We start from the raw sequence: 19,489 nt of genomic DNA, 5'->3' as shown, positions 1-19,489 counted from the left end.
CGTCGTCTGGATCGCCGGCAGGCCGGCTCCTACAAGGGATTGTGTTACGACCAGCGCTTGAAGATCAGCGAGGTGTTGACGCCGCCAAACGCGAAGTTGTTGTTCATCACGTACTGATTACTCATCTGCCGAAACTCGCCGCGCAGGTAATCGAGCTTGCCGCAGTGCGGATCAACTTCATCGAGGTTGAAGGTGTGTGCGTACAAATCGCTGTTCATCATTTCGATGCTGAACCAGGATTCCAGTGCACCGCAGGCGCCCAGGGTGTGGCCGAGGAAGCTCTTCTGTGAGCTGATCGGCATGTGTTCGCCGAACAGGCTGCTGGTCGCCAGTGTTTCAGCGATGTCGCCCTGTTCGGTCGCGGTGCCGTGACCGTTGACGTAGCCGATGTCCGATGGCTGTAAACCGGCGTCTTCCAGGGCCAGCTCCATGGCGCGGCGCATGGTGGCCTGCTCTGGACGGGTGGTGTGCTGGCCGTCGGCGTTGCTGCCGAAGCCGACGAGTTCGGCGTGAATGTGTGCGCCACGCGCCAATGCGTGTTCGAGCTCTTCCAGCACCAGCATGCCGCCGCCTTCACCGATCACCAGGCCATCGCGACCGCTGTCGTAGGGGCGTGGGGAGGTCTGCGGTGCGTCGTTTTTCAGGCTGGTGGCGTAGAGCGCGTCGAAGACCATGGCTTCGGTGGGGCACAGCTCTTCGGCACCGCCGGCGAGCATCAATGGCAAACGGCCGAACTTGATCGATTCGTAGGCATAACCGATGCCCTGACTGCCGCTGGTGCAAGCACTGGAGGTCGGGATCAATCGGCCGGTGAGGCCGAAGAAGATGCTGATGTTCGCCGCCGTGGTGTGCGGCATCATGCGCACGTAAGAGTTGGCGTTCAGGCCTTCGGCCACCGAGTTGAGCAGCATGTTGCCGAATGCCTTGATTTCGTCGGTGCTGCCGGTGGACGAGCCGCAGGCAACGCCCATGCGCCCGTCCTTGATCGAAGGGTCACCGAGCAAACCGGCATCGGCCAACGCCTGTTCCGCCGCGCCGACGGCCAGGCGCGAGACGCGGCCCATGCTGCGCAGTTGCTTGCGGGTCCAGTGGCTCGGCACTTTGAAATCATCAATGGGACCTGCCAGGCGCGTGTTGAGCTCGGTGAAACGATCCCACTCGTCCATGCGGCGGATGCCGCTGCGGTTGGCTGCGAAGTTGCCGGCGATGGTTTCCCAATCGCTGCCCAGTGAGGTGATGCCGGCCATGCCGGTGACGACGACGCGCTTCATCAGCACAGGCCTCCGTTGACGGCCAGAACCTGCCGGGTGATGTACGACGCTTCCGCCGACATCAGGAAATTCACCGCGCCGGCCACCTCTTCCGGGGTGCCCATGCGCTGTGCGGGAATCATTTTCATCAGTTCTTCCACTGGCACGTTTTCGTCGAGCATGGCGGTGTCGATCAGGCCGGGTGCGACGCAATTGACGGTGATTTTGCGCTTGCCCAGTTCAATCGCCAACGCTTTTGCCGCGCCGATCAAACCGGCCTTGGAGGCACTGTAATTGACCTGCCCGCGATTGCCGATCAAACCGGAAACCGAGGTGATACAGACAATTCGCCCGGCGGCGCGACGACGGATCATCGGCATCATCACCGGGTGCAGCACGTTGTAGAAACCGTCGAGGTTGGTGCGCATCACCACGTCCCAATCATCCTCGCTCAGCGCCGGAAAAGCACCGTCACGCGTCAGGCCGGCGTTGAGCACTACGCCGTAATAGGCGCCGTGGGTTTCCACGTCGGCTTCGAGAATGGCTTTGCAACTGGCGCGGTCGGACACGTCGAATTGCAGGATGCGTGCGTTGCGGCCCAAGGCCTCGATTTCGGCCTTCACCCCTTCGGCGTCCGCCAGGCCGCTGCGGCAATGCAGCACGATGTCATGCCCGGCCTGAGCCAGACGCAACGCGATAGCGCGGCCGATGCCACGGCTGGAACCGGTGACCAGTACGGATTCAGTCATGCCTGCGTTCCTTGTGAAAAGCCTTGTGAAGAGCTTTGTGGAGTTTCATGAAGATATTGAGCGGCCTGCGGCGGGCGAAACACGTTCAGACGGGCGGTAGCGTGAATGCCGGCGGCGTTGATGTGGCATTCGAACACGCCCATGCCGTTGTCGTCTTCCAGCGAACGCAGCCCATGGATAGTCAGCTCGGTGCCGGCGGGAAAGTGGTCGACATTGCATTCGAATTTGCGGGTGCCGAGCAGGAAGCCCAGCTCCACCGCATCGCCTCGTTGGCGCGCATGGCAGCCGGCGAAGGCGGCGACGCTCTGGGCCATCAGTTCGATGCCGACCCACGCCGGCAGGCTGCCGTCGGGACGATTGAACAGGCCATCGGGCTTGACGGTGAGGCGGGTGTGAATCTGCTCGTCATCGAACGCGAGGATCTGATCGATGAGGATCATGTCGCCAGCGTGCGGCAGCAGTTCGGCGAGCGGCCAGTCAATCATGGGGCGTCTCCGATAATCAGGCTGACGTTATTGCCACCGAAGGCAAAGGAATTGCTCATCAGGCAGCGAGGTGCAATGGACGCCAGGCGATCGGTCGGGGTCACCCAATTCAGGGCTGGCAGTTGCGGGTCAGGCTGGCCGTCCCAGACATGTGGCGGCAACGTATGTGTTTGATTGTCAGCGCTCAGGCTCAACCAGCAGAACGCTGCTTCCAGCGCGCCGGCCGCGCCGAGGGTGTGACCGGTCATCGGTTTGGTCGAAGAACACGGCACACCGGCCGGGAACAAGGCCGACACCGCGAGGCTTTCCATGGCGTCATTGTGTTGCGTGGCGGTGCCGTGCAGGTTCAGGTAACCGATCTGTTCGGGTTGCAGGTTCGCGCGGCCCAGGGCTTTGCGCATCGCTTGCAGGGCGCCACGGCCGGTCGGTTCCGGCGCTGAAATGTGGTGCGCATCTGAGCTGGCGCCACTGCCGAGCAGTGCAATCGATGGTTTATCGCCAGCCACTTTGGTCATCAGGAACAGCACCGCCGCTTCACCGATGTTGATGCCGTTACGGTTGACCGAGAACGGATTGCAGCGTTGTTCGGACACCGCTTCCAGCGCCGAGAAGCCATTGAGGGTGAGCTTGCACAAGCTGTCGACGCCGCCGCACAACACTGCATCGCACAGGCCCAGATCCAGCAGGCGCTGGGCACTCATCAACGCCCGGGCGCTGGAGGTGCAGGCGGTGGAAATCACATAGGCCGGGCCGCTGAGTTGCAGCCAGTCGGCAAGGAAATTCGCCGGTGCGCCGAGTTCCTGTTGCTGATAGTCGTAATAGTCCGGGAACTGATGTTCGCGGATGTAATGAGCCAGGCCGCGACTGGCTTCATCGATGCCGGACGTGCTGGTGCCGAGGATCACGCCGATGCGGTCGCGGCCGTAGGTCTGGATCGCTTGGTCGATGTCGTCGCGGATTTGCAGCGCCGCTTCCAGCAACAACTGATTGTTGCGGGTGCTTTGCTTCACCAGTTCCGCCGGGATCGGCGCCAGTGCGCCGCGCACTGCGGCCACCGGCAACGAACGTTCCGGCACCCAGCCAGACTCGCTGCGCATGCCGGAGCAATCGCCGGCAAACAGGTTGCGCGCGACTTCGTGCTTGTCGCGGCCCAGGGCGCAGATCACCCCGAGGGCGTTGAGGTAGGCGGTCATGGTGTCTCACCGGACAGGGGCGTGACTTGGTACGTCGGACCTTTGGGCAGGTTCAATTCAAAGCTCATCGGTTGTGAATAACGGACTTCCCAGTACTCGGGCAGGGAGCGTTGTGCGCCATGCTGCCAGGCCGTTGGGTAGTTGCCGCGCAATTCATCCTTGGGCGTCAGCGCAAACACCAAAGCCGCGAACAGCTCACGGGCTTCCGGGTTGGGCGGCAACAGGCCGTCCGCTTGCCATTGACCGTCGATCAGTTTCTGACGTGCCTGTGGAATGCCCAGCAGGTCCATCATCGACCAGCGAATGCCCGGGCCTTCACGCGCAATCACCAGTACCCAGTCCTGACGCTGGCCGTCCGCCAGGCGCTGGATGTGCAATTGCTGCGGCAGCGGCAGGTTCGGGGTTTGCTCGGGCAGCGGTGCCTTGCTGGCGCAGGCGCTGATCAGCAGGACCGCGCCAATGAGCAAAAATCTCAACACCGCCGCATACCCTGTGGGAGTTGCACTAGACATCACACAGCACCTTCAAGCGGTTTGCGCGCCACCACATTGACCAGGGTTTCTTCCCGTTGGCCAAAGGGTTTTGGCTTACGCAGACCAAAACGTTCAAGCAGGCCGAAATCCTTGGCGCGACTCCACCACAAGTAGGGATAAGACACGTTGTGCGGGCCGAATTCGAAACCCTGGCGACGAATCATTTCAAGGTACCCGGCGGCGCTCTTCTGCACGTGCATCGGATGGCGGAACAACCAGCGGATCACCCAAGTATCAATGTAAGCCTCGGTGGATTCGGCGAACAGCAGATAACCACCGGGCTTGAGCACACGGTAGAACTCGGCGAGCGCTTTGTCCTGTTCCACCAGATGATGGAAGGTCTGGTGGCAGAACAGCAGATCGACGCTGGCATCCGGCACGGCCAACGTGGCGCAGTCGCTGCCGATCAACTCCACGTCCATGCCCTGACGGGTGGCTTCTGCGCCGCTCAGGTCGAGGCTGTGCGGGTCGGCGTCCACGCCGATCAGGCGCTGCGGGGCAAAGGCCTGGCGCAGGTACTGGAACGACTTGCCCTGGCCGCAACCGGCATCCAGCAACACTGGATGGACGGGCAATGCTTCGCTGAACAGGCTGCGCAGGTCATTGATCGCCACACGCAGCACATGGTGCTGCCAGGTGTGGCTGCGCAGGAACCAGAACCCGAAGCGCGTTTCCTCAACGTAGTTGTCGCTCAAGTAGCTCATGTGGCATCCCTTGCACAGAGTTCCGACAGCATCCGCAGCCGGCGTTTCGGTTCGGCGACGAACGGATTGCGTTCGTCCCAGGCATAACCGGCGAGGATCGAGCTGATCATGCGGCGTATGTCCGGCGAGCTGTCCGGATGGAAAATCACGTCCTGGAACGTCCCGGCATACCAGCCTTCAACGTAGCAGCGGAAGGTGTCGACACCGCGCTTGAGCGGTGTGGCGAACTCGGTTTGCCAGTCGACACGTTCACCTTGCAGTTGGCGATGTAGAACACCGGCGGCCATGCTCGCCGAACGCATGGCGATGGTCACGCCGGAGGAGAACACAGGATCGAGAAATTCTGCCGCGTTACCCAACAGGGCAAAGCCCGGGCCGTGCAGGGTTTTGACGTTGGCCGAGTAGCCGCCGATGGTGCGCGCCGGTGTATCCCACACGGCGTTGTTCAGCACGCTGGAGAGGCTTGGCGTCTCGGCAATGAAACCGCGCAGGCAATCGTCCAGGTTCTCGGCGCGACCGGCGAAATGCTCCGCCGCCGCGACCACCCCCACCGAGCAACGGCCGTTGCTGAACGGGATGGTCCAGAACCAGACATCGCGTTGGGTCGGATGCGTGGTGACGAGGATTTTCGTGCGGTCGAAACCCGGGTGGTCGATGTGGTCTTCGACGTGGGTGAATACCGCCTGTCGCACCGGGAAATTCGAGGGTGCCTCAAGGTCGAGCAGGCGCGGCAGGACGCGGCCGTAGCCGCTGGCATCGAGCATGAAATCAGCCTCGACGCGGTACTCGCTGCCGTCCTCGCGCTGCACGCCGAGCAGCGGTTTTTCCCGTTCGACATCGACGCTGATGATCGCTTCACTATAGCGAATCTCCGCGCCTTGCAGCGCGGCCTGATCGGCCAGCAGTTTGTCGAAATCGGCGCGCTGGACTTGAAACGTGGTCGGCTTGCCGTTGCTGAAGGTGTCGCCGAAATCGAAGGCGCTGTACTGCTCGCCCCAGGCGAATGCCGCACCGGTTTTCAACTGGAAGCCAGCCGCATTGACCGCTTCGAGCATGCCGGCTTCTTCGACGAAATCCAGGCAGTGCGACAGCAGGCTTTCACCGATGGAGAACCGTGGGAAATGCTGGCGCTCGATCACCAAAACATCGTGGCCCTTGCGCTTGAGCAGCGCGGCGGCGATGGCGCCCGATGGACCGGCGCCGATGATCACTACCTGACGACGTTCCATTTCAACGATTGGCATGGGGGCTCCTTGCCGGGACGGCAGCTTTCAAAGGGATTCGGTGCATGCCGGCCAATGCCGGCAGCAATGTCGCGATAAGACCCATCAGCATCAGCGCAAAGTACAGCGGCGGGCTGATGAGGTGTTGTTGCAGCAGCAGGTTGAGAAAGACGATCTCGCTCAAGCCGCGAATATTCAGCAGCACGCTTTCGCGCCAGCGGCTGGCGCCCGCAAACGAAGCGCCGGCCCAGCCAAGTCCCAGCCAGTTGCCCAGCAATTTGCTGGCAATCGGGAACAGCAGCAGCGCAGCCAGTTGCGCCCAGCTCAGGCTGTCCATGGCGCTGTGGACGTTGATCTGCACGATGCCGAACGTCAGGATCAACGGGATCGCGATCCAGGTCTGCAGGCGATTCATCCACGCTGCCGGCATTGGCAGCACCAGCGGTACCTTCAGCGCGGCCATGCACAACAAGTAACCGATGCCGAAAATCAGCGCATTGAGCTTGTAGTGCTCGGCCACCACCAGCAACGCGAAGAAACACCCGCTGTAGAGCCGTGGTTGGCGCAAGCCGAGTACCCACAGCAGCAAGGGCACGCATGCGCAGACCAAGGGCAGCAGCAAACTGCTCAGGTGCAGGCTGCCTTGGGCGATGGCGAACACCGTCCAGCACGTGAGGTCGATGAGGATCGCGGTTTGTACCAGGCGCCGGGTCGCGGCGACCGGGTAATCGATATGCCGAAGGTACAGGTACAACACGGGAATCGCGGTAATGGCGAACAGCAGGCCGACCGCCAAAGAGCTGATCCACGGCTGTGGCGGCAGCAGCCAGATCGCTGTCGCGAGCCCGCCGGCGAACGGAATGCAGAAACTCGGCAGGGCGATTTTCAGGCTCTGGAGGTCCAGGCGCAGGTCGATCACGTCGCTGAGGATGTAGCCCAGCAACAGCGCGAAACTCAGGCTGTAGAGGTTTTTCAGCCAGATCGGTGCGACCAGCGTCGCGCCGCTCAAGTGCCATTGAGGTTCGATCCAGAAATACATCAGCAGCGGCAAACCGACGGTGGCCAGCAACAATTGGCTGACGATCGGGATCAAACCGAAGTGGCGCCCGACACGCGTGGCCACGGCGAACAGCGCCAGGGCCATTGCCCAGAACAACACGACCATCACGCTGCCGACTCCGCGACCGTGGCGGTCTGCACGTGCCGTCCGGCCCACGGCGCGAGGATGAAGCTGAACGCCAGGCCGAGGCTCACCGACAACCCGAAGTTGCTCACCGCGGGAGTGCTGGACACGGCCAGTAATCCGAACGACAGCCACGTGGTCAACGCCGCCAGCAAGGTGCCCAGCAGGCTGACGGCGGCGCCGCCGACCTGTTCGCGCATGAGGATAGCGTAATCGACGCTGATCGCCGTCACCAGCAGCAGGCCGAACAGGCTGAACAACGTCAGCGGCTGTCCGAGCCAGCCGAGACTGGCGAGGCTGCACAGCGCCGCCAGCAGCGGCAGGGCGACGATGCGCAAGGCACCGCCGAGGCCGAACGGCAGGATCAGCACCAGCACGATCAGCACGCAGGAGGCGAGTTTCAGTTCCGCAGCGCTGATCTGGGTTTTGGCAAACACGTTGTTCAATTCGCCCAGACGATCCACCAGTTCCACTCCCGGCAGATCCAGCGCTTGCACCCGCAGCAGTGCAGGGTTGTTCAGGCCTTGCAGGCTGACCATCGCCGCTACGCCGTCCTCGGTCGGGCCCAGCCATAACGTGCGATAGGGTTCGGCCAGCGGACCGGTCAGTGCGCTGTCGATGTCTTCAACCGGCAGTGCCTGCAACTTCGCCAATTCGGTTTTCAGTGCCTCGACGGGCACGCCGACGTCGAGCAGCGGTTGCCAGAACGCCGGCAACTTGTTCAGCGCTTCGCGCACTTGCAGTTGCACGCTGGGCTGGCTGACCAGTTGATTCAGCGACAGATAGCCTTGAAGCTTGTTCAGATTGACCAACTGATCCAGCCGCTCGCTCAACGCGGTTTGGCGTTCGAGCAATGCTTGTTGATTGGCCGCTCGCACCAGGAAGAACTGGCTGGTGGGTTGGTAGCCGGTGATGCGCGCAATGGTCTGGGCTTCGTCGGTCAATTGCTGCGGTGCGCCGACCCATTGGCGAATATCGTTTTTGGTATCGAGCTGCAACAGACCGCCCACGCAGAAGGCAATCAACAGCGCCAGCAGCACGGGCGTACGGGCGAATTTCAACAGCCTTTCGCGCAGTGCCAGCAAATACTCGGCGACGCGCAATGGCCATTGCGCCGGGCGCAAATCCGAACCCTTGAGCAGCGCAGGCAACAGGCACACCGCCGACAGGTAGGCGCCGAGCAGCCCGGCGGCGGAGAACACGGCGATCTGGGTCAGGGCCGGGAACGGGGTCCAGGCCAGCGCGAGGTAACCGATGCAACTGGTGATCAGGCTCAGCGTCAGCCCCGGCAAGGTCAGGCGCAACGCTGGCCAGCTGTGCCAGGGTTTCAGGCTCCAGCTCTTGGACAAATAGTGCAGCGGATAATCGACCGCGACGCCGATCAGGCTGGAGCCGAGCACCAGCGTCATCACATGCATATGGCCGAACAGCGCCACGCACGCCACCGCGCCGAACAGCATGCCCACCAGCACCGGGACGAATGCCAGCAATACGCGCAAACGGCGGAAGGCCAGTAACAACAGCAACAGAATGCCGACGGTGGCACCGCCGCCGACCCAGGTTATCTCGCGTGTGGCTTGCCGCTGCCCGTTGGCCGCGTAGAGCAAACCGCTGGCGGCCAGCAGTTGCACCTCAGCCTGGGCCGCTTCTTCACGGCTGTGCTTGAGCAGATCGGCCACTTGCAGCGGCAGGTTCATGTCGAAAGCATTGCCGGTGGTGCGCGCTCGCAGCAGCACCCAGCTCTTGCCGTCGGCATCGGCAACCAGTGCGCCGCTGCCAATGTCCAGTTGCACCGAACCGTGTTGCGGCTGGCTGTTCTGGATGCGCCCGGTCAGGCCCAGCCAGTCATCCTGGCTCGGCACCAGGCTGAACCCGGTGAACGGGTCAAACAGTGCCTGCACCCGTTGCTGGATGAACACGTCGGGATGCTCGATCAATTGCTGGCGATCCGCTGCCGAGAGCATCGCCAACCGGCCTTGCAGCAATTGCGTGCGCAGCGCCGGTAAGTCGGCTTGCAAGGTCCACTGGACCTTTTCGAACAAACCGCTGGCCTGCCATTGCTCGCCCAGTTTCTGCGCCATGGTGACGGCTTGCTGGCGATCGGTGTGACCGACCAGCACCAGCATTTCGCGGTTCAGCGGTTCTTGCATGCGTTGTTCGGCGCGCAGTTCCAGCGCGTCCGGCGCCGTGCCCGGCACCAGTTCCATCAAGTTGGCGGACAGCGGCGCGCCGTCGCGCCATTGCCAACCGGCGAGCGCGAGCACCGCCAGCAGCAGGATCAGAAACAGCCGTGGAAGCGCGCGTTCACTCGGCAAAGTCATGTTGCTCCGCGTCGCTCAACGGTTGGGTGCTGGTGCTGTCCTGCATGCGCAGCAAGGTGCTGTCGCCCTGGGTTTCCAGCAGTTCGATGGTGTTCACCAATTCGCCGCCGGTAATGTTGATCTGATTGAACACCTGCTTGAGCAGTAGCGAGCGCGGGGTCAGCGTCAGTTTCCAGTTCTGCGCCTCGCCGCTCAGCGACAGTTCGAAGTCCCGTTGCAGCCCGCTGCTGTCGCCTTGCAGCACGGCAAGGAACAAGCGGTTCTGCTCGGCGCCGGCGCTCTTGCCGGGCAGCATTTGCCAGCCGCTGGCGTCACGTCGCGCGATGCCTTTGCCGGTGATGCGGTAATCCTGTTGCAGCGGAGTTTTCAGTAACCACAGCAGGCCATGATTTTTCGCGAGGACGAACGTGCCCTTGCTGGTCAGTGGCTGGGGCAGGGCGCGCAGGTGTTTTTCCTGGATGAAGTAGCCGTGGATCACATCGGGTTTGGCCAGTTGATCGCTGAGCTGTTGCAGATCGAAGGCATGGGCCAGGCCTGGAATGCCCAGCAACAGACACAACACTGTAGGAGCGAGCTTGCTCGCGAAAAACCTGAGAGCGCCGCGGAGTGTCAGGTGTCCAGCGTCATCGTTAACGACCATCGCCGGCAAGCCGGCTCCTACAGGGGAACGGGGGTGGCAGAAAATCATGACAGGGCCCTTGCGACGGCATCGGTGAAGATTTTTGGCGAGGCCAATTGCATCTCACGGCTGCCCATGTCGACTGCAACCTGCACGGAGACGGCGCGGGTCAAGCGTTCGCCGGTTTCCAGGTCGCTGATCAGGTAGTTGATCTTCAGCCGGTTCTCCCACTCCACCAGATTGGCGCGCACGTTCAGCTTTTGGCCGAACACCGCACCACGCACATAGCGCAATTGCAGGTCGATCACCGGCCAGGCGTAACCCGACTCGGACATGGCCGTGTAGTTGTGGCCGATTTTATCCAGCAGCGCACAACGGGCGATTTCCAGGTATTTGATGTAATGGCCGTGCCAGACCACGTTCATGCTGTCGACGTCAAAGAACGGCACGAGGATTTCCGTATCGGTGTGAAGCACTCCCTTGCTACGCATGCAGCCTCCAGTGTTGCTCGGCAATCCGTTTCAGGCACAGGCGCAATTCGCCTTCCAGTGCGCGGTCTTCGATGACCGGCGGGAAGTCCTTGGCCAGCTCTTCATGCATGGCAGCAAGGGCCGGTGGCAACGGGCGTGCGTCCTCGGCCTTGCTACGCAGCCACACGCCCTGATTGGCGGCGAGCAGTGTGGCGGCGGCGACCTGTTCGGTCAGCTCCAGCACACGAATGGCATCGCGGGCAGCGATGGTGCCCATGCTCACTTTGTCCTGGTTGTGGCATTCGGTGGAGCGTGAAAACACGCTGGCCGGCATGGTGTTTTTCAGCGCTTCGGCGGTCCAGGCGCTGGTGCCGATCTGCACGGCTTTGAAGCCGTGGTTGAGCATCGCTCGATCTGCCGTGGCACCGGACAAATTGCTCGGCAAGCCATGGTTGTAGCGTTCGTCCACCAGCAACGCGAGTTGACGGTCGAGCAGGTCAGCCACGTTGGCCACCAGGTTTTTCAGGCTGTCCATGGCGAACGCGATGTGGCCGCCGTAGAAATGCCCGCCGTGCAGCACGCGCTCGGCTTCGGCGTCGATGATCGGGTTGTCGTTGGCGCTGTTGAGTTCGATCTCGATGAACGAACGCAGCCAGTTCAGACTGTCGGCCAAGACGCCTAGTACGTGCGGCGCGCAGCGCAGGGAATAACGGTCTTGCAGGCGATGCAGCGGCGCGGTCGGAGCGTCGATCGCCAGGTCCTTGCGCAGCCACGCGGCGACTTGCATTTGCCCTGGATGCGGTTTGGCGGCGAACAGGCGCTCGTCGAAGTGCTCCGGATTGCCTTGCAGTGCGACCACGTTCAGCGCGGTGATGCGCGTTGCCAGTTGCAGCAGGTAATCGGCGCGGGCATAGGCCAGGCAGGCGAGGCCGGTCATGACGGCGGTGCCGTTCATCAGCGCGAGGGCTTCTTTCGGGCGCAGCACCAGCGGCTCCCAACCGAGTTCGCGGTGCACATCGGCGGCCTGGCGGCGTTCGCCACGGAACATCACTTCGCGCTCGCCGGACAATGTCGCCGCGACGTAGGACAGCGGCGTCAGATCACCGCTGGCGCCCACCGAACCCTCTTCCGGGATCAGCGGCAGGATGTCGTGTTCGAGGAACGCTTGCAGGCGTTCCAGCAGCTCAATGCGAACCCCCGACACGCCGTGGCACAGCGACTGCAAACGTGCAGCCAGCACCGCGCGGGTGGCTTGCGCGTCGAGCAGTTTGCCCAGGCCGCAACCGTGGAACGTGTACAGATGACGCGGCAACGCTTCGACGTGATGCAGCGGCACCGCGACCACGCAGGAATCGCCGTAACCGGTGGTCACGCCATAAATCACGCCTTCCTTGTCCAGCAGGGAATCGAGGAATCGTGCGCCCTTGGCGATGCGCTCGCGGTACGCAGGGTCAGCCTGCAACTGCGTCGGCACCTGACGGTTGGCCAGGGCCAGCACGTCTTCGATGCGCAAAGGGAGTTCGCCGAAGGTTACCGGCTCAAGCGTTGGCGTCGTCATCGGTCTTCCAGAAAGGGTAAAAGTTGAACCATTGTTGAGGTGCTTCGAGGCAATAGTGACCCAGGCGCTCGGCGTAGCGGGTCGCCCACTGATGAATGACCTGCTCGCGGTCGCTGCGCTTCCAGGTGATCGCATCGGCGAACGGTTCGAGGGTCAGTCGATAATCGCCGTCGGGTTTCTTCAGGCACAGCATCAGGTTGACCGGGCATTTCAACAGGCCGGCCAACAACCACGGCCCCTGCGGAAATTTTGCCGGATGGCCAAGGAAATCCACGGTCACGCTGCGACCGCCGTGCAACGGCACGCGATCACCGGCAATCGCCAGCCATTCGCCGCGCTCCAGGCGCTCGTGCAGTTGCAGCATGATCACCGGGTCCAGTTCGCTGACCTGAATCAGCCGCAGATTGGTGGCTCCGGCTTCGCCCAGCAGGCGGTTGAACTGCTCGGCGTGCTTGGTGTGCACCAGCACGTTCATCGTGACCTTTTCGCCGATCTCCGCCAGCGCGCGGCAAACTTCGAGATTGCCCAGGTGTGCGCCCACCAGCAGTTGCCCGCGGTTGCCACGCAACTGATTGCGCAACAGCGCCGGGTCGACGATTTCGATCTGCTCGATGCTCAACTTACCGTTCCACACGTCGAGTTTGTCGAGCATCGAATCAGCGAAGGCCATGAACTGGCCAAATACCCGCCAATGGGTCGGGCGCAATTCAGCGCGAGCGCTCCAGTCGGCGAGGCGTTGCTGGTATTGCCAGGCACTGCGGCGGGCGCTGCGACCGAACAGGAAAAAGTACAGAACGATGCCGTACAACAGCGGGCTCAACAGTCGGCGGCCGAGGACTTTGGCGCCGAACGCAGTGAGCTTCATCAGCCAGAAACTACCGCGCTCCTCGCGGTCGGCCCAATGCTTTTTGTCTACGTTGCTGCTCATGCTCGCCACCGTCGCCAGAGGATCACCGGCGCCCGCAGCAACATGCCGAAGAACAACCGGGTGTGCATGCTCGAAATCAGCACATTGTCGTGGAACATGCGGAAATGCGAGACGCCGTCCAGCGGGTAATGCACCTTGGTGGGCAGCCACTGCATCGGCTGATTGCGCCAGGACAGGCGCACCAGAATGTCCGAGTCGAAGTCCATGCGCTTGCCGACTTTGGCCGATTCGATCACGGCCAGGGTCGGTGACAATGGATAGACGCGGAAACCGCACATGGAATCGCGAATCTGCAACGACAAGGTGTTGATCCACACCATTACGTGCGTCAGGTAGCGGGCGTACAACCGACCTTTCGGCACACTGGCGTCGTATTGCGGATAGCCGCAGATCACTTCGCGCGGATGGGTGCGTGAGTGTTCGATGAACGTCGCGACGTCTTGCAGGTCGTGCTGGCCGTCGGCGTCCACCTGCAAGGCGTGGCTGAAGCCCAGGCGTGAGGCTTCGCGCAGACCGGTCATGACCGCGCCGCCCTTGCCCTGGTTGGCGGCGAGGCGGATCAGGTAGACCATCTCGCGCTCAGCCAGGCGATCGAGCACCTTTGCGCAGGCCGGGCTGCTGGCATCGTCCACCAGAATGCACGGCAGGCCGCAGGTAATCAGGGCGTCGACCACCGTGGTGATGGCGGTTTCGTGGTTGTAGACGGGCACGACGGCGCAGGGGTTATGCATGTTGGCGTACACCTGAAAAACCGCGTTGATTCCATCGCGAGCAGGCTCGCTCCCACAGGGGGCCGTTTTGCACAATTCCAATGTGGGAGCGAGCCTGCTCGCGATTGAGTGCGCAGCACTCACCAAATTTATGCATCACTCGAAGCCTCCAGCAAAATCCGCCCGCTGGAACACGTAGCGGTCTCATTGCGATAGGCGAAATACAACTTGCTGCGTACCGGATCGAAACGCAGGTGTAACTGGATTTCATCGCCGGGGCGCACCAGTTGCTGGAACTTCAGCACTTCCATGCCGGCGAATTTTTCCGGCAGGTTCATCAATTGCTGGCCAAGGCTCAACGCCCAATCCACTTGCACCACGCCGGGCAATACCGGCGCCTGAGGGAAATGACCGCTGAAGTACGCGAGGTCCGGTGGTACCGCCAGTTGCAGGCTCCATTCGCCATCGGCTTCGACCTGCTCCAGCACTTGCGGTGCCTTTGGACGCGGCGCCAGCAGTTGCGCTTCGACGTCGGCCTGAGGCAGTTTGCCCTGAGCGTTCAGCGGCAACTGCCGCAGTAAACGCCAGCGTCGAGGCAAGGCAAGGGCTTCGCAATGCTGGCTCAGGTGTTGGCGCAATGTCTGAGTGAGGGTGCGTCGACCTTGATTGCGCAAGGCGTGCAATCCTTGCTCGCTCAGCACCAGCAATGCACCCAGTGAAGCGCGATTTTCCTGAACCACGCCCAGGCGCGCTTCGGCGACCCAGTCGTGGGCCATCAGTGCGTGTTCCAGCATCGGCAGCGAGATACGTTTTTCTTCCAGTTTTACGATCCGGTCCAGACGGCCCAGCAATTCGAAGCGGCCGTCGACAGCGATTCGCGCGGCATCCGCGGTGTGTTCAATATGGCCCGGTGGCAGGTACGGCGAGGCAATGAGCAGCGCGCCATCGCTGTCCTGGTTCAATTCGATGCCGGCAAACGGCTGCCACAAATCAAGTCCCTGGCGCCAGCCAATGCCGCCGGTTTCCGAACTGCCGAAGATTTCCGTCGGCCACTGTTGCAGGCGTTGCTGCAGGCTTTGAGCCGCCTCGGCCGGCAATGCGCCGCCCGAGGAAAACACCCGACGAACCGCACTCAAGGCCGGCCAGTCGAGGTTGTCGCCCATGCGCTTGAGCAGCGCCGGGCTGGCGACCCAGGCAAAGGCCGGGTGTTCGCGGCTGGCGCGCTGCAAATCTTCCGGAAAGGCCAGTTGCTTGCGCACGAACGAGCGACCGGCACACAGCGGCCACAACACCCGAAACAGCAAACCGTAGATGTGTTGGGTGGCGACGCTGCCGATGATGCAGGCTTCAGCCAGATATGCGCCCCAGAGGTGTTCCAGCGCTTCGACTTCATTGGCCAGTTGGCGCAGGTTTTTGTCGATGCGTTTGGGCGCGCCGCTGGAGCCGGAGGTGCACAGGCTAAGCGTGCAGCGATCCAGGTCCAGCGCTGCGCCACTCAGCGGCGCATGGCGATAGTCGCTCAACTGCGCGTCATCGGCCTGATCCGTCAGCCACAGATCGACTTCGCTCGACCAGCGCTGGCGCGTCTGGGGTTGCAGGTCGGCAGGCAGCAACACGCTGACCCCGGCACGCCAGGCGCCAAGCAGGGCAATCGCCAGGTCGGCGGCGTCTTCCAGATGCACGGCAATGCGCCGCACACCCTGCGCTTGCAGGCCGGCGGCCAGGCTCAGGGCCTGTTCGCACAACTGTGCGTGATTCAGCACCGGCCCGGCCGTCACGGCGCGTTCCGGTTGAGCCTTGAGCAACAGTTGCTCAAGTTTTATCCAATTCATGGGTGGCCTCGTACCCGTTGTCGTATAAGCCATTCAATGGCAAACATCAGGCCGATCAATCCATAGGAGATCAGGCCGGTGTACAACATCCACCAACTCAGCGGCGCCCAGAGGGTCAGGGCGGCGGCGCACAAACCGTTGCAAAGAAAAAACCAGCACCAGGCAATGGTGACCTGGCGGGTGTAGCGAATGGCCTTGGCCGGCAAGCGTGGCTCACGCAGGCGGGCCAGACGCTCGATCATCGGCGGGCCGAATTTCAGGCTCAACCCGAACAGCACCAGCATGAAGCCGCTGATTAGCACGGGGTACCAGCGCAGCATGGCGGGGCTGTCGAAGAGTGCGAGCAACAGGCAAAACACGATGGCGACGATGGCCATCCACAGGCTCCCTGGTCGACGCACGCCCGTCACTGCTCGCGCCAGCCACAGGCTGCCCAGCAGCAGGCCAAACTGCCACGGGGCGAAATGCTCCATGCCGAAATACACCGCGAAAGGGTACAGCAGCCCCGCGAGCAGCAGGCCGAGGCCGATCAGTCGACTCATGCGGCCGGCTGAACCAGACGGTAGACCGCCTCGACGACGTCGCTGACGGTACGCACCGATTTGAATTCTTCGGCGGCGATTTTCTTGCCGGTCTGGCGTTTGATGTGATCGATCAGGTCGACCGCGTCAATGCTGTCGATTTCCAGGTCCTGGTACAGGTTGGAGTCGAGGCTGACACGTTCGGGATCCAGCTCGAAGAGTTCGACCAGGGCATCGCGCAAGGTGTTGAAAATGTCGTCACGAGTTTGCATGGTCCGGTCTCAAGCTGCCTGTTTTGCAGTGACGAACGCCGCAAGGCTCGCCACGTTGCTGAAGTGATTACGGGTGTCCTTGGCGTCGGCGTCGATTTTGATGCCGTACCTTTTCTGGATCGCCAGGCCGAGCTCCAGGGCGTCGACGGAGTCCAGGCCCAGGCCTTCACCAAACAGCGTCTGGTCGTTGCCGATGTCTTCGACGCTGATGTCTTCGAGGCCAAGGGCGTCGATGATCAACAGTTTAATTTCACGGTGCAGATCGCTCATCTTCGGCGAGCTCCTTAATAAAGTAGTGATGCAGGTAATCATTGAGCTTGCGCGAGGCTTGAGGCGCGGGGCCTTGCGCGGCGAAGGCCTGTGGGTCTATATCGGCGCCGACACGGAAACTGAAGTGCACGCGACGTTTTGGGATCCGATACCAGGGTTCGGCCTTGGTCAAGGTGGTCGGGCTGACCTTGATGACCACGGGAGTGAGGATTTTCGCACCGCGCAGTGCGATCGACGCCGCACCTCGATGGAAGGCGGGTGCTTCGCCGGGCTGGGTGCGGGTGCCCTCCGGGAAAATGATCAGAGTCTGACCGCTTTTCAGCGCGTCGGCCGCAGCGTCGAGCATGTCCATGCTGCCGTCGTTGCTGATGTATTCGGTGCAGCGTAATGGGCCACGGGTGAAGGGGTTTTCCCACAGGCTGCTTTTGACCACGCAGTTGGAATGGCGCACCAGGCCGATCAGGAACACCACGTCGATCAGCGACGGGTGATTGGCGATGATCATTTGCCCGGGGCGGCCGAGTTTTTCCGCGCCCTCGATGTCGTAGGTCAGCACGCCGGTGCGGGCCATGAACCGGACGAAAAACCAGAAGCAGCGGCTGACGGTTTGCCGTGCACGCAAGCGGTGCGTCTGCGCATCGCCAGGCAGACAGCCCAGCACCGGGAATATCACCAGGCGCAGGCAAAGCCCGCCCAATCCGAAGAGGGTGAAGCTTGCGGCGGTGGCCAGCAAACGCCAGTAATAGGCGTCGCGGTTTTTTTCGGTTACCGATTGCGTTGCCAGTTCCATACACGATTTTTCCAGGCATGTTGGCAGGTAGTCTGCTGGCCCAGCAGGGTACGCAAGAGATTCAGGGCATGGGGCCAGTGAGCTTTGGACAACTCATCCGAAGTGCTGTTCAGGGACAGTTGCCAGTCATTGCCCGGCGTGAGTAACAAAGCCACCGCGTAGGGGAGGGGCACGTCGTCGATCCAGGTCGAGTAAGCTTCGGGTGGCTGCTCTTCGGTGACCACCAGCAGGACTGCGGGCGCTCCTTCGCCAAGCAGCGCCGCAGCCTCTAGCATGCCGTGTTCAAGACCATCGCCGGCCGCAGCCAGAGCGGTCATTTCGCTGGTTTCGCCGCGCATGATCGACCACAGGCCGATGACTGCGTTGTGCACAGACAGGCTGAACTGGGTCGGCGACAGGGGCTGATCGGCGGCCAGGTCGCTGAGGATATCGAAGGTGCGCGGGGTTTCGCCGTGACGGGAAATAAAGACCAACGGTAGGTCAGGGCGACCATCGGCCAACGGCCAGCCGACACTGAACGCCATCCGCGCCAGACGGCTGAGCCGCCGCCGTTGCATGGCCGGCAGAAACGAGACGTCGGGGGCGGCATCGCAGCTTGGCAGCACGACCGGTTGTCGGCTCCAGGCCTGCCAATCGTCCACGCTTTCGAGCCCAGGGGCCCACGCGCGCCATTGGGCGATGTTGAAGTTGATCACAGACATTCATCCCGCCCCTGCGGGCTTTCTTGACGCGGCAAGTCGCGAAATCGGCGATTTACCTGACGTGACGCTGAGCGTCGAGTGGCGCGCATTATCCCGGTGCGGCGAGCGCGTAGCAAATGTTGGTTACATTTTGCTCAGCGAAATGTACCGATTGGTTCGTGAAAAGCTGTCGTTTGGCCATTATCCACATCGAGTAGCGTATGTCTGTCGGCTACGGGCGCATTTTTCCAGACGAGATGGCAGCTTTTTCAGTGAGTGTTTGCACCTGACTGCGTAGTCCCTGTGCCGGCGAGGTAGCTAAGCGACGCCGTGGACTACTACACTCGGTCATTCTTTGATACACGGAGGTTTTGACATGCGGCGCGTGGTTTTCAATCAGAAAGGCGGCGTGGGCAAATCCAGCATTGCCTGCAATCTGGCGGCGGTCAGTGCCAGCGAGGGCTATCGCACCCTGTTGGTGGATCTCGATGCTCAGGCCAATTCGACCCAGTACCTCACCGGGCTCACCGGTAATGACATTCCGATGGGTATTGCCGACTTCTTCAAGCAAACGCTGTCTTCGGGCCCGTTCTCGAAGAAAAACCAGGTCGATATCTACGAAACCCCGTTCGACAACCTCCACGTCATCACCGCCACCGCCGAACTGGCGGACTTGCAGCCCAAGCTTGAGGCGAAACACAAGATCAACAAGCTGCGCAAACTGCTCGACGAGTTGGCCGAAGATTACGACCGGATCTACCTCGATACGCCGCCAGCGCTGAATTTTTATGCGGTGTCTGCCTTGATTGCCGCCGATCGTGTGCTGATCCCCTTCGACTGCGACAGCTTCTCGCGTCAGGCACTGTACGGCCTGCTGGCGGAAATCGAAGAATTGAAGGACGACCACAACGAAGGGCTGGAGGTCGAGGGTATCGTCGTCAACCAGTTCCAGGCCCGCGCCAGCCTGCCCCAGCAAATCCTCGACGAGCTGATTGCCGAAGGTTTGCCGGTGTTGCCGGTGTATTTGGGCAGTTCAGTGCGAATGCGTGAATCGCATCAGGCCAACACGCCGCTGATCCACCTCGACCCACGGCACAAACTGACCCAGCAATTCGTCGAGCTGCATAGCCTGCTCGAAAGCGCCTGATTCCACAGAATCACCGCGGATCAAATGTAGGAGCGAGACCGGCTTGCCGGC

General features: G+C 61.9%; 21 protein-coding genes. 1 reads left to right on the top strand and 20 read right to left on the bottom strand.

Features of this window, described 5'->3' with window-relative positions; translation table 11 throughout:
* Positions 1–44: 44 nt before the first annotated feature.
* The 20 genes from ACYZUC_RS18085 to ACYZUC_RS17990 form a co-directional block, all read right to left on the bottom strand.
* The gene (locus ACYZUC_RS18085) at positions 45–1,271 is read right to left on the bottom strand and encodes a beta-ketoacyl-ACP synthase (protein ID WP_461989552.1); all 1,227 of its coding nucleotides are present in this window, start codon (positions 1,269–1,271) and stop codon (positions 45–47) included.
* Positions 1,271–1,999 carry a 3-oxoacyl-ACP reductase FabG gene (fabG, locus tag ACYZUC_RS18080; protein WP_461989551.1) on the bottom strand — a complete coding sequence of 243 codons (729 nt, stop codon included), beginning with the start codon at positions 1,997–1,999 and terminating at the stop codon, positions 1,271–1,273. The genes ACYZUC_RS18085 and fabG overlap by 1 nt, the downstream gene beginning before the upstream one ends.
* Positions 1,996–2,484, bottom strand: a complete 489-nt coding sequence (locus ACYZUC_RS18075; protein ID WP_461989550.1) for a hotdog family protein — start codon at positions 2,482–2,484, stop codon at positions 1,996–1,998. The genes fabG and ACYZUC_RS18075 overlap by 4 nt, the downstream gene beginning before the upstream one ends.
* The gene (locus ACYZUC_RS18070) at positions 2,481–3,677 is read right to left on the bottom strand and encodes a beta-ketoacyl-[acyl-carrier-protein] synthase family protein (RefSeq protein ID WP_461989548.1); all 1,197 of its coding nucleotides are present in this window, start codon (positions 3,675–3,677) and stop codon (positions 2,481–2,483) included. The genes ACYZUC_RS18075 and ACYZUC_RS18070 overlap by 4 nt, the downstream gene beginning before the upstream one ends.
* Positions 3,674–4,189 (bottom strand): hypothetical protein, encoded by a 516-nt coding sequence (locus ACYZUC_RS18065; protein ID WP_461989547.1) that lies wholly within the window; start codon positions 4,187–4,189, stop codon positions 3,674–3,676. Before ACYZUC_RS18065 ends, ACYZUC_RS18070 begins: the two co-directional genes overlap by 4 nt.
* Positions 4,189–4,914, bottom strand: a complete 726-nt coding sequence (locus ACYZUC_RS18060; RefSeq protein WP_461989546.1) for a class I SAM-dependent methyltransferase — start codon at positions 4,912–4,914, stop codon at positions 4,189–4,191. The genes ACYZUC_RS18065 and ACYZUC_RS18060 overlap by 1 nt, the downstream gene beginning before the upstream one ends.
* Complete coding sequence (locus ACYZUC_RS18055) at positions 4,911–6,158, bottom strand: NAD(P)/FAD-dependent oxidoreductase (protein ID WP_461989545.1); 1,248 nt, start codon at positions 6,156–6,158, stop codon at positions 4,911–4,913. Before ACYZUC_RS18055 ends, ACYZUC_RS18060 begins: the two co-directional genes overlap by 4 nt.
* A complete protein-coding gene (locus ACYZUC_RS18050; protein ID WP_461996727.1) occupies positions 6,145–7,302 on the bottom strand; it encodes a cation:proton antiporter in 1,158 nt (385 codons plus the stop codon). Before ACYZUC_RS18050 ends, ACYZUC_RS18055 begins: the two co-directional genes overlap by 14 nt.
* Entirely contained in the window at positions 7,302–9,641 is a 2,340-nt protein-coding gene (locus ACYZUC_RS18045; protein WP_461989544.1) for an MMPL family transporter, read from the bottom strand. Before ACYZUC_RS18045 ends, ACYZUC_RS18050 begins: the two co-directional genes overlap by 1 nt.
* Positions 9,625–10,329, bottom strand: a complete 705-nt coding sequence (locus tag ACYZUC_RS18040; protein WP_461989543.1) for an outer membrane lipoprotein carrier protein LolA — start codon at positions 10,327–10,329, stop codon at positions 9,625–9,627. The genes ACYZUC_RS18045 and ACYZUC_RS18040 overlap by 17 nt, the downstream gene beginning before the upstream one ends.
* Entirely contained in the window at positions 10,326–10,751 is a 426-nt protein-coding gene (locus ACYZUC_RS18035; protein WP_223480700.1) for an acyl-CoA thioesterase, read from the bottom strand. Before ACYZUC_RS18035 ends, ACYZUC_RS18040 begins: the two co-directional genes overlap by 4 nt.
* A complete protein-coding gene (locus ACYZUC_RS18030) occupies positions 10,744–12,288 on the bottom strand; it encodes an HAL/PAL/TAL family ammonia-lyase (protein ID WP_461989542.1) in 1,545 nt (514 codons plus the stop codon). Before ACYZUC_RS18030 ends, ACYZUC_RS18035 begins: the two co-directional genes overlap by 8 nt.
* Positions 12,269–13,216: an LpxL/LpxP family acyltransferase gene (locus ACYZUC_RS18025; RefSeq protein WP_461989541.1), complete on the bottom strand. Its 948-nt coding sequence runs from the start codon at positions 13,214–13,216 to the stop codon at positions 12,269–12,271. Before ACYZUC_RS18025 ends, ACYZUC_RS18030 begins: the two co-directional genes overlap by 20 nt.
* Entirely contained in the window at positions 13,213–13,947 is a 735-nt protein-coding gene (locus ACYZUC_RS18020; RefSeq protein ID WP_008025129.1) for a glycosyltransferase family 2 protein, read from the bottom strand. The genes ACYZUC_RS18025 and ACYZUC_RS18020 overlap by 4 nt, the downstream gene beginning before the upstream one ends.
* A gap of 128 nt (positions 13,948–14,075) precedes the next feature.
* Positions 14,076–15,758: an AMP-binding protein gene (locus tag ACYZUC_RS18015; protein ID WP_461989540.1), complete on the bottom strand. Its 1,683-nt coding sequence runs from the start codon at positions 15,756–15,758 to the stop codon at positions 14,076–14,078.
* Entirely contained in the window at positions 15,755–16,300 is a 546-nt protein-coding gene (locus ACYZUC_RS18010; protein WP_008025126.1) for a COG4648 family protein, read from the bottom strand. Before ACYZUC_RS18010 ends, ACYZUC_RS18015 begins: the two co-directional genes overlap by 4 nt.
* Positions 16,297–16,551, bottom strand: coding sequence for an acyl carrier protein (locus tag ACYZUC_RS18005; protein ID WP_008025124.1), 255 nt, complete (start codon positions 16,549–16,551; stop codon positions 16,297–16,299). Before ACYZUC_RS18005 ends, ACYZUC_RS18010 begins: the two co-directional genes overlap by 4 nt.
* A 9-nt stretch (positions 16,552–16,560) precedes the next feature.
* Entirely contained in the window at positions 16,561–16,821 is a 261-nt protein-coding gene (locus ACYZUC_RS18000; RefSeq protein ID WP_461989538.1) for a phosphopantetheine-binding protein, read from the bottom strand.
* Positions 16,802–17,611: a lysophospholipid acyltransferase family protein gene (locus tag ACYZUC_RS17995; protein ID WP_461989537.1), complete on the bottom strand. Its 810-nt coding sequence runs from the start codon at positions 17,609–17,611 to the stop codon at positions 16,802–16,804. The genes ACYZUC_RS18000 and ACYZUC_RS17995 overlap by 20 nt, the downstream gene beginning before the upstream one ends.
* Positions 17,587–18,312 carry a beta-ketoacyl synthase chain length factor gene (locus ACYZUC_RS17990; protein ID WP_461989536.1) on the bottom strand — a complete coding sequence of 242 codons (726 nt, stop codon included), beginning with the start codon at positions 18,310–18,312 and terminating at the stop codon, positions 17,587–17,589. Before ACYZUC_RS17990 ends, ACYZUC_RS17995 begins: the two co-directional genes overlap by 25 nt.
* 355 nt (positions 18,313–18,667) lie before the next feature.
* Between ACYZUC_RS17990 and ACYZUC_RS17985 the strand changes: the two genes are divergently transcribed.
* Positions 18,668–19,438, top strand: a complete 771-nt coding sequence (locus ACYZUC_RS17985) for a ParA family protein (RefSeq protein WP_461989535.1) — start codon at positions 18,668–18,670, stop codon at positions 19,436–19,438.
* Positions 19,439–19,489 lie beyond the last annotated feature (51 nt).

Source organism: Pseudomonas sp. GT1P32 (assembly GCF_054897805.1).
This window is presented reverse-complemented; position numbering and strand designations above follow the sequence as displayed.

Excerpts from the sequence above, each read along its gene's own strand:
- ACYZUC_RS18085 (WP_461989552.1), bottom strand. The coding sequence starts at position 1,271 with ATGAAGCGCGTCGTCGTCACCGGCATGGCCGGCATCACCTCACTGGGC.
- fabG (WP_461989551.1), bottom strand. The coding sequence starts at position 1,999 with ATGACTGAATCCGTACTGGTCACCGGTTCCAGCCGTGGCATCGGCCGC.
- ACYZUC_RS18075 (WP_461989550.1), bottom strand. The coding sequence starts at position 2,484 with ATGATTGACTGGCCGCTCGCCGAACTGCTGCCGCACGCTGGCGACATG.
- ACYZUC_RS18070 (WP_461989548.1), bottom strand. The coding sequence starts at position 3,677 with ATGACCGCCTACCTCAACGCCCTCGGGGTGATCTGCGCCCTGGGCCGC.
- ACYZUC_RS18065 (WP_461989547.1), bottom strand. The coding sequence starts at position 4,189 with ATGTCTAGTGCAACTCCCACAGGGTATGCGGCGGTGTTGAGATTTTTG.
- ACYZUC_RS18060 (WP_461989546.1), bottom strand. The coding sequence starts at position 4,914 with ATGAGCTACTTGAGCGACAACTACGTTGAGGAAACGCGCTTCGGGTTC.
- ACYZUC_RS18055 (WP_461989545.1), bottom strand. The coding sequence starts at position 6,158 with ATGCCAATCGTTGAAATGGAACGTCGTCAGGTAGTGATCATCGGCGCC.
- ACYZUC_RS18050 (WP_461996727.1), bottom strand. The coding sequence starts at position 7,302 with ATGGTCGTGTTGTTCTGGGCAATGGCCCTGGCGCTGTTCGCCGTGGCC.
- ACYZUC_RS18045 (WP_461989544.1), bottom strand. The coding sequence starts at position 9,641 with ATGACTTTGCCGAGTGAACGCGCGCTTCCACGGCTGTTTCTGATCCTG.
- ACYZUC_RS18040 (WP_461989543.1), bottom strand. The coding sequence starts at position 10,329 with ATGATTTTCTGCCACCCCCGTTCCCCTGTAGGAGCCGGCTTGCCGGCG.
- ACYZUC_RS18035 (WP_223480700.1), bottom strand. The coding sequence starts at position 10,751 with ATGCGTAGCAAGGGAGTGCTTCACACCGATACGGAAATCCTCGTGCCG.
- ACYZUC_RS18030 (WP_461989542.1), bottom strand. The coding sequence starts at position 12,288 with ATGACGACGCCAACGCTTGAGCCGGTAACCTTCGGCGAACTCCCTTTG.
- ACYZUC_RS18025 (WP_461989541.1), bottom strand. The coding sequence starts at position 13,216 with ATGAGCAGCAACGTAGACAAAAAGCATTGGGCCGACCGCGAGGAGCGC.
- ACYZUC_RS18020 (WP_008025129.1), bottom strand. The coding sequence starts at position 13,947 with ATGCATAACCCCTGCGCCGTCGTGCCCGTCTACAACCACGAAACCGCC.
- ACYZUC_RS18015 (WP_461989540.1), bottom strand. The coding sequence starts at position 15,758 with ATGAATTGGATAAAACTTGAGCAACTGTTGCTCAAGGCTCAACCGGAA.
- ACYZUC_RS18010 (WP_008025126.1), bottom strand. The coding sequence starts at position 16,300 with ATGAGTCGACTGATCGGCCTCGGCCTGCTGCTCGCGGGGCTGCTGTAC.
- ACYZUC_RS18005 (WP_008025124.1), bottom strand. The coding sequence starts at position 16,551 with ATGCAAACTCGTGACGACATTTTCAACACCTTGCGCGATGCCCTGGTC.
- ACYZUC_RS18000 (WP_461989538.1), bottom strand. The coding sequence starts at position 16,821 with ATGAGCGATCTGCACCGTGAAATTAAACTGTTGATCATCGACGCCCTT.
- ACYZUC_RS17995 (WP_461989537.1), bottom strand. The coding sequence starts at position 17,611 with ATGGAACTGGCAACGCAATCGGTAACCGAAAAAAACCGCGACGCCTAT.
- ACYZUC_RS17990 (WP_461989536.1), bottom strand. The coding sequence starts at position 18,312 with ATGTCTGTGATCAACTTCAACATCGCCCAATGGCGCGCGTGGGCCCCT.
- ACYZUC_RS17985 (WP_461989535.1), top strand. The coding sequence starts at position 18,668 with ATGCGGCGCGTGGTTTTCAATCAGAAAGGCGGCGTGGGCAAATCCAGC.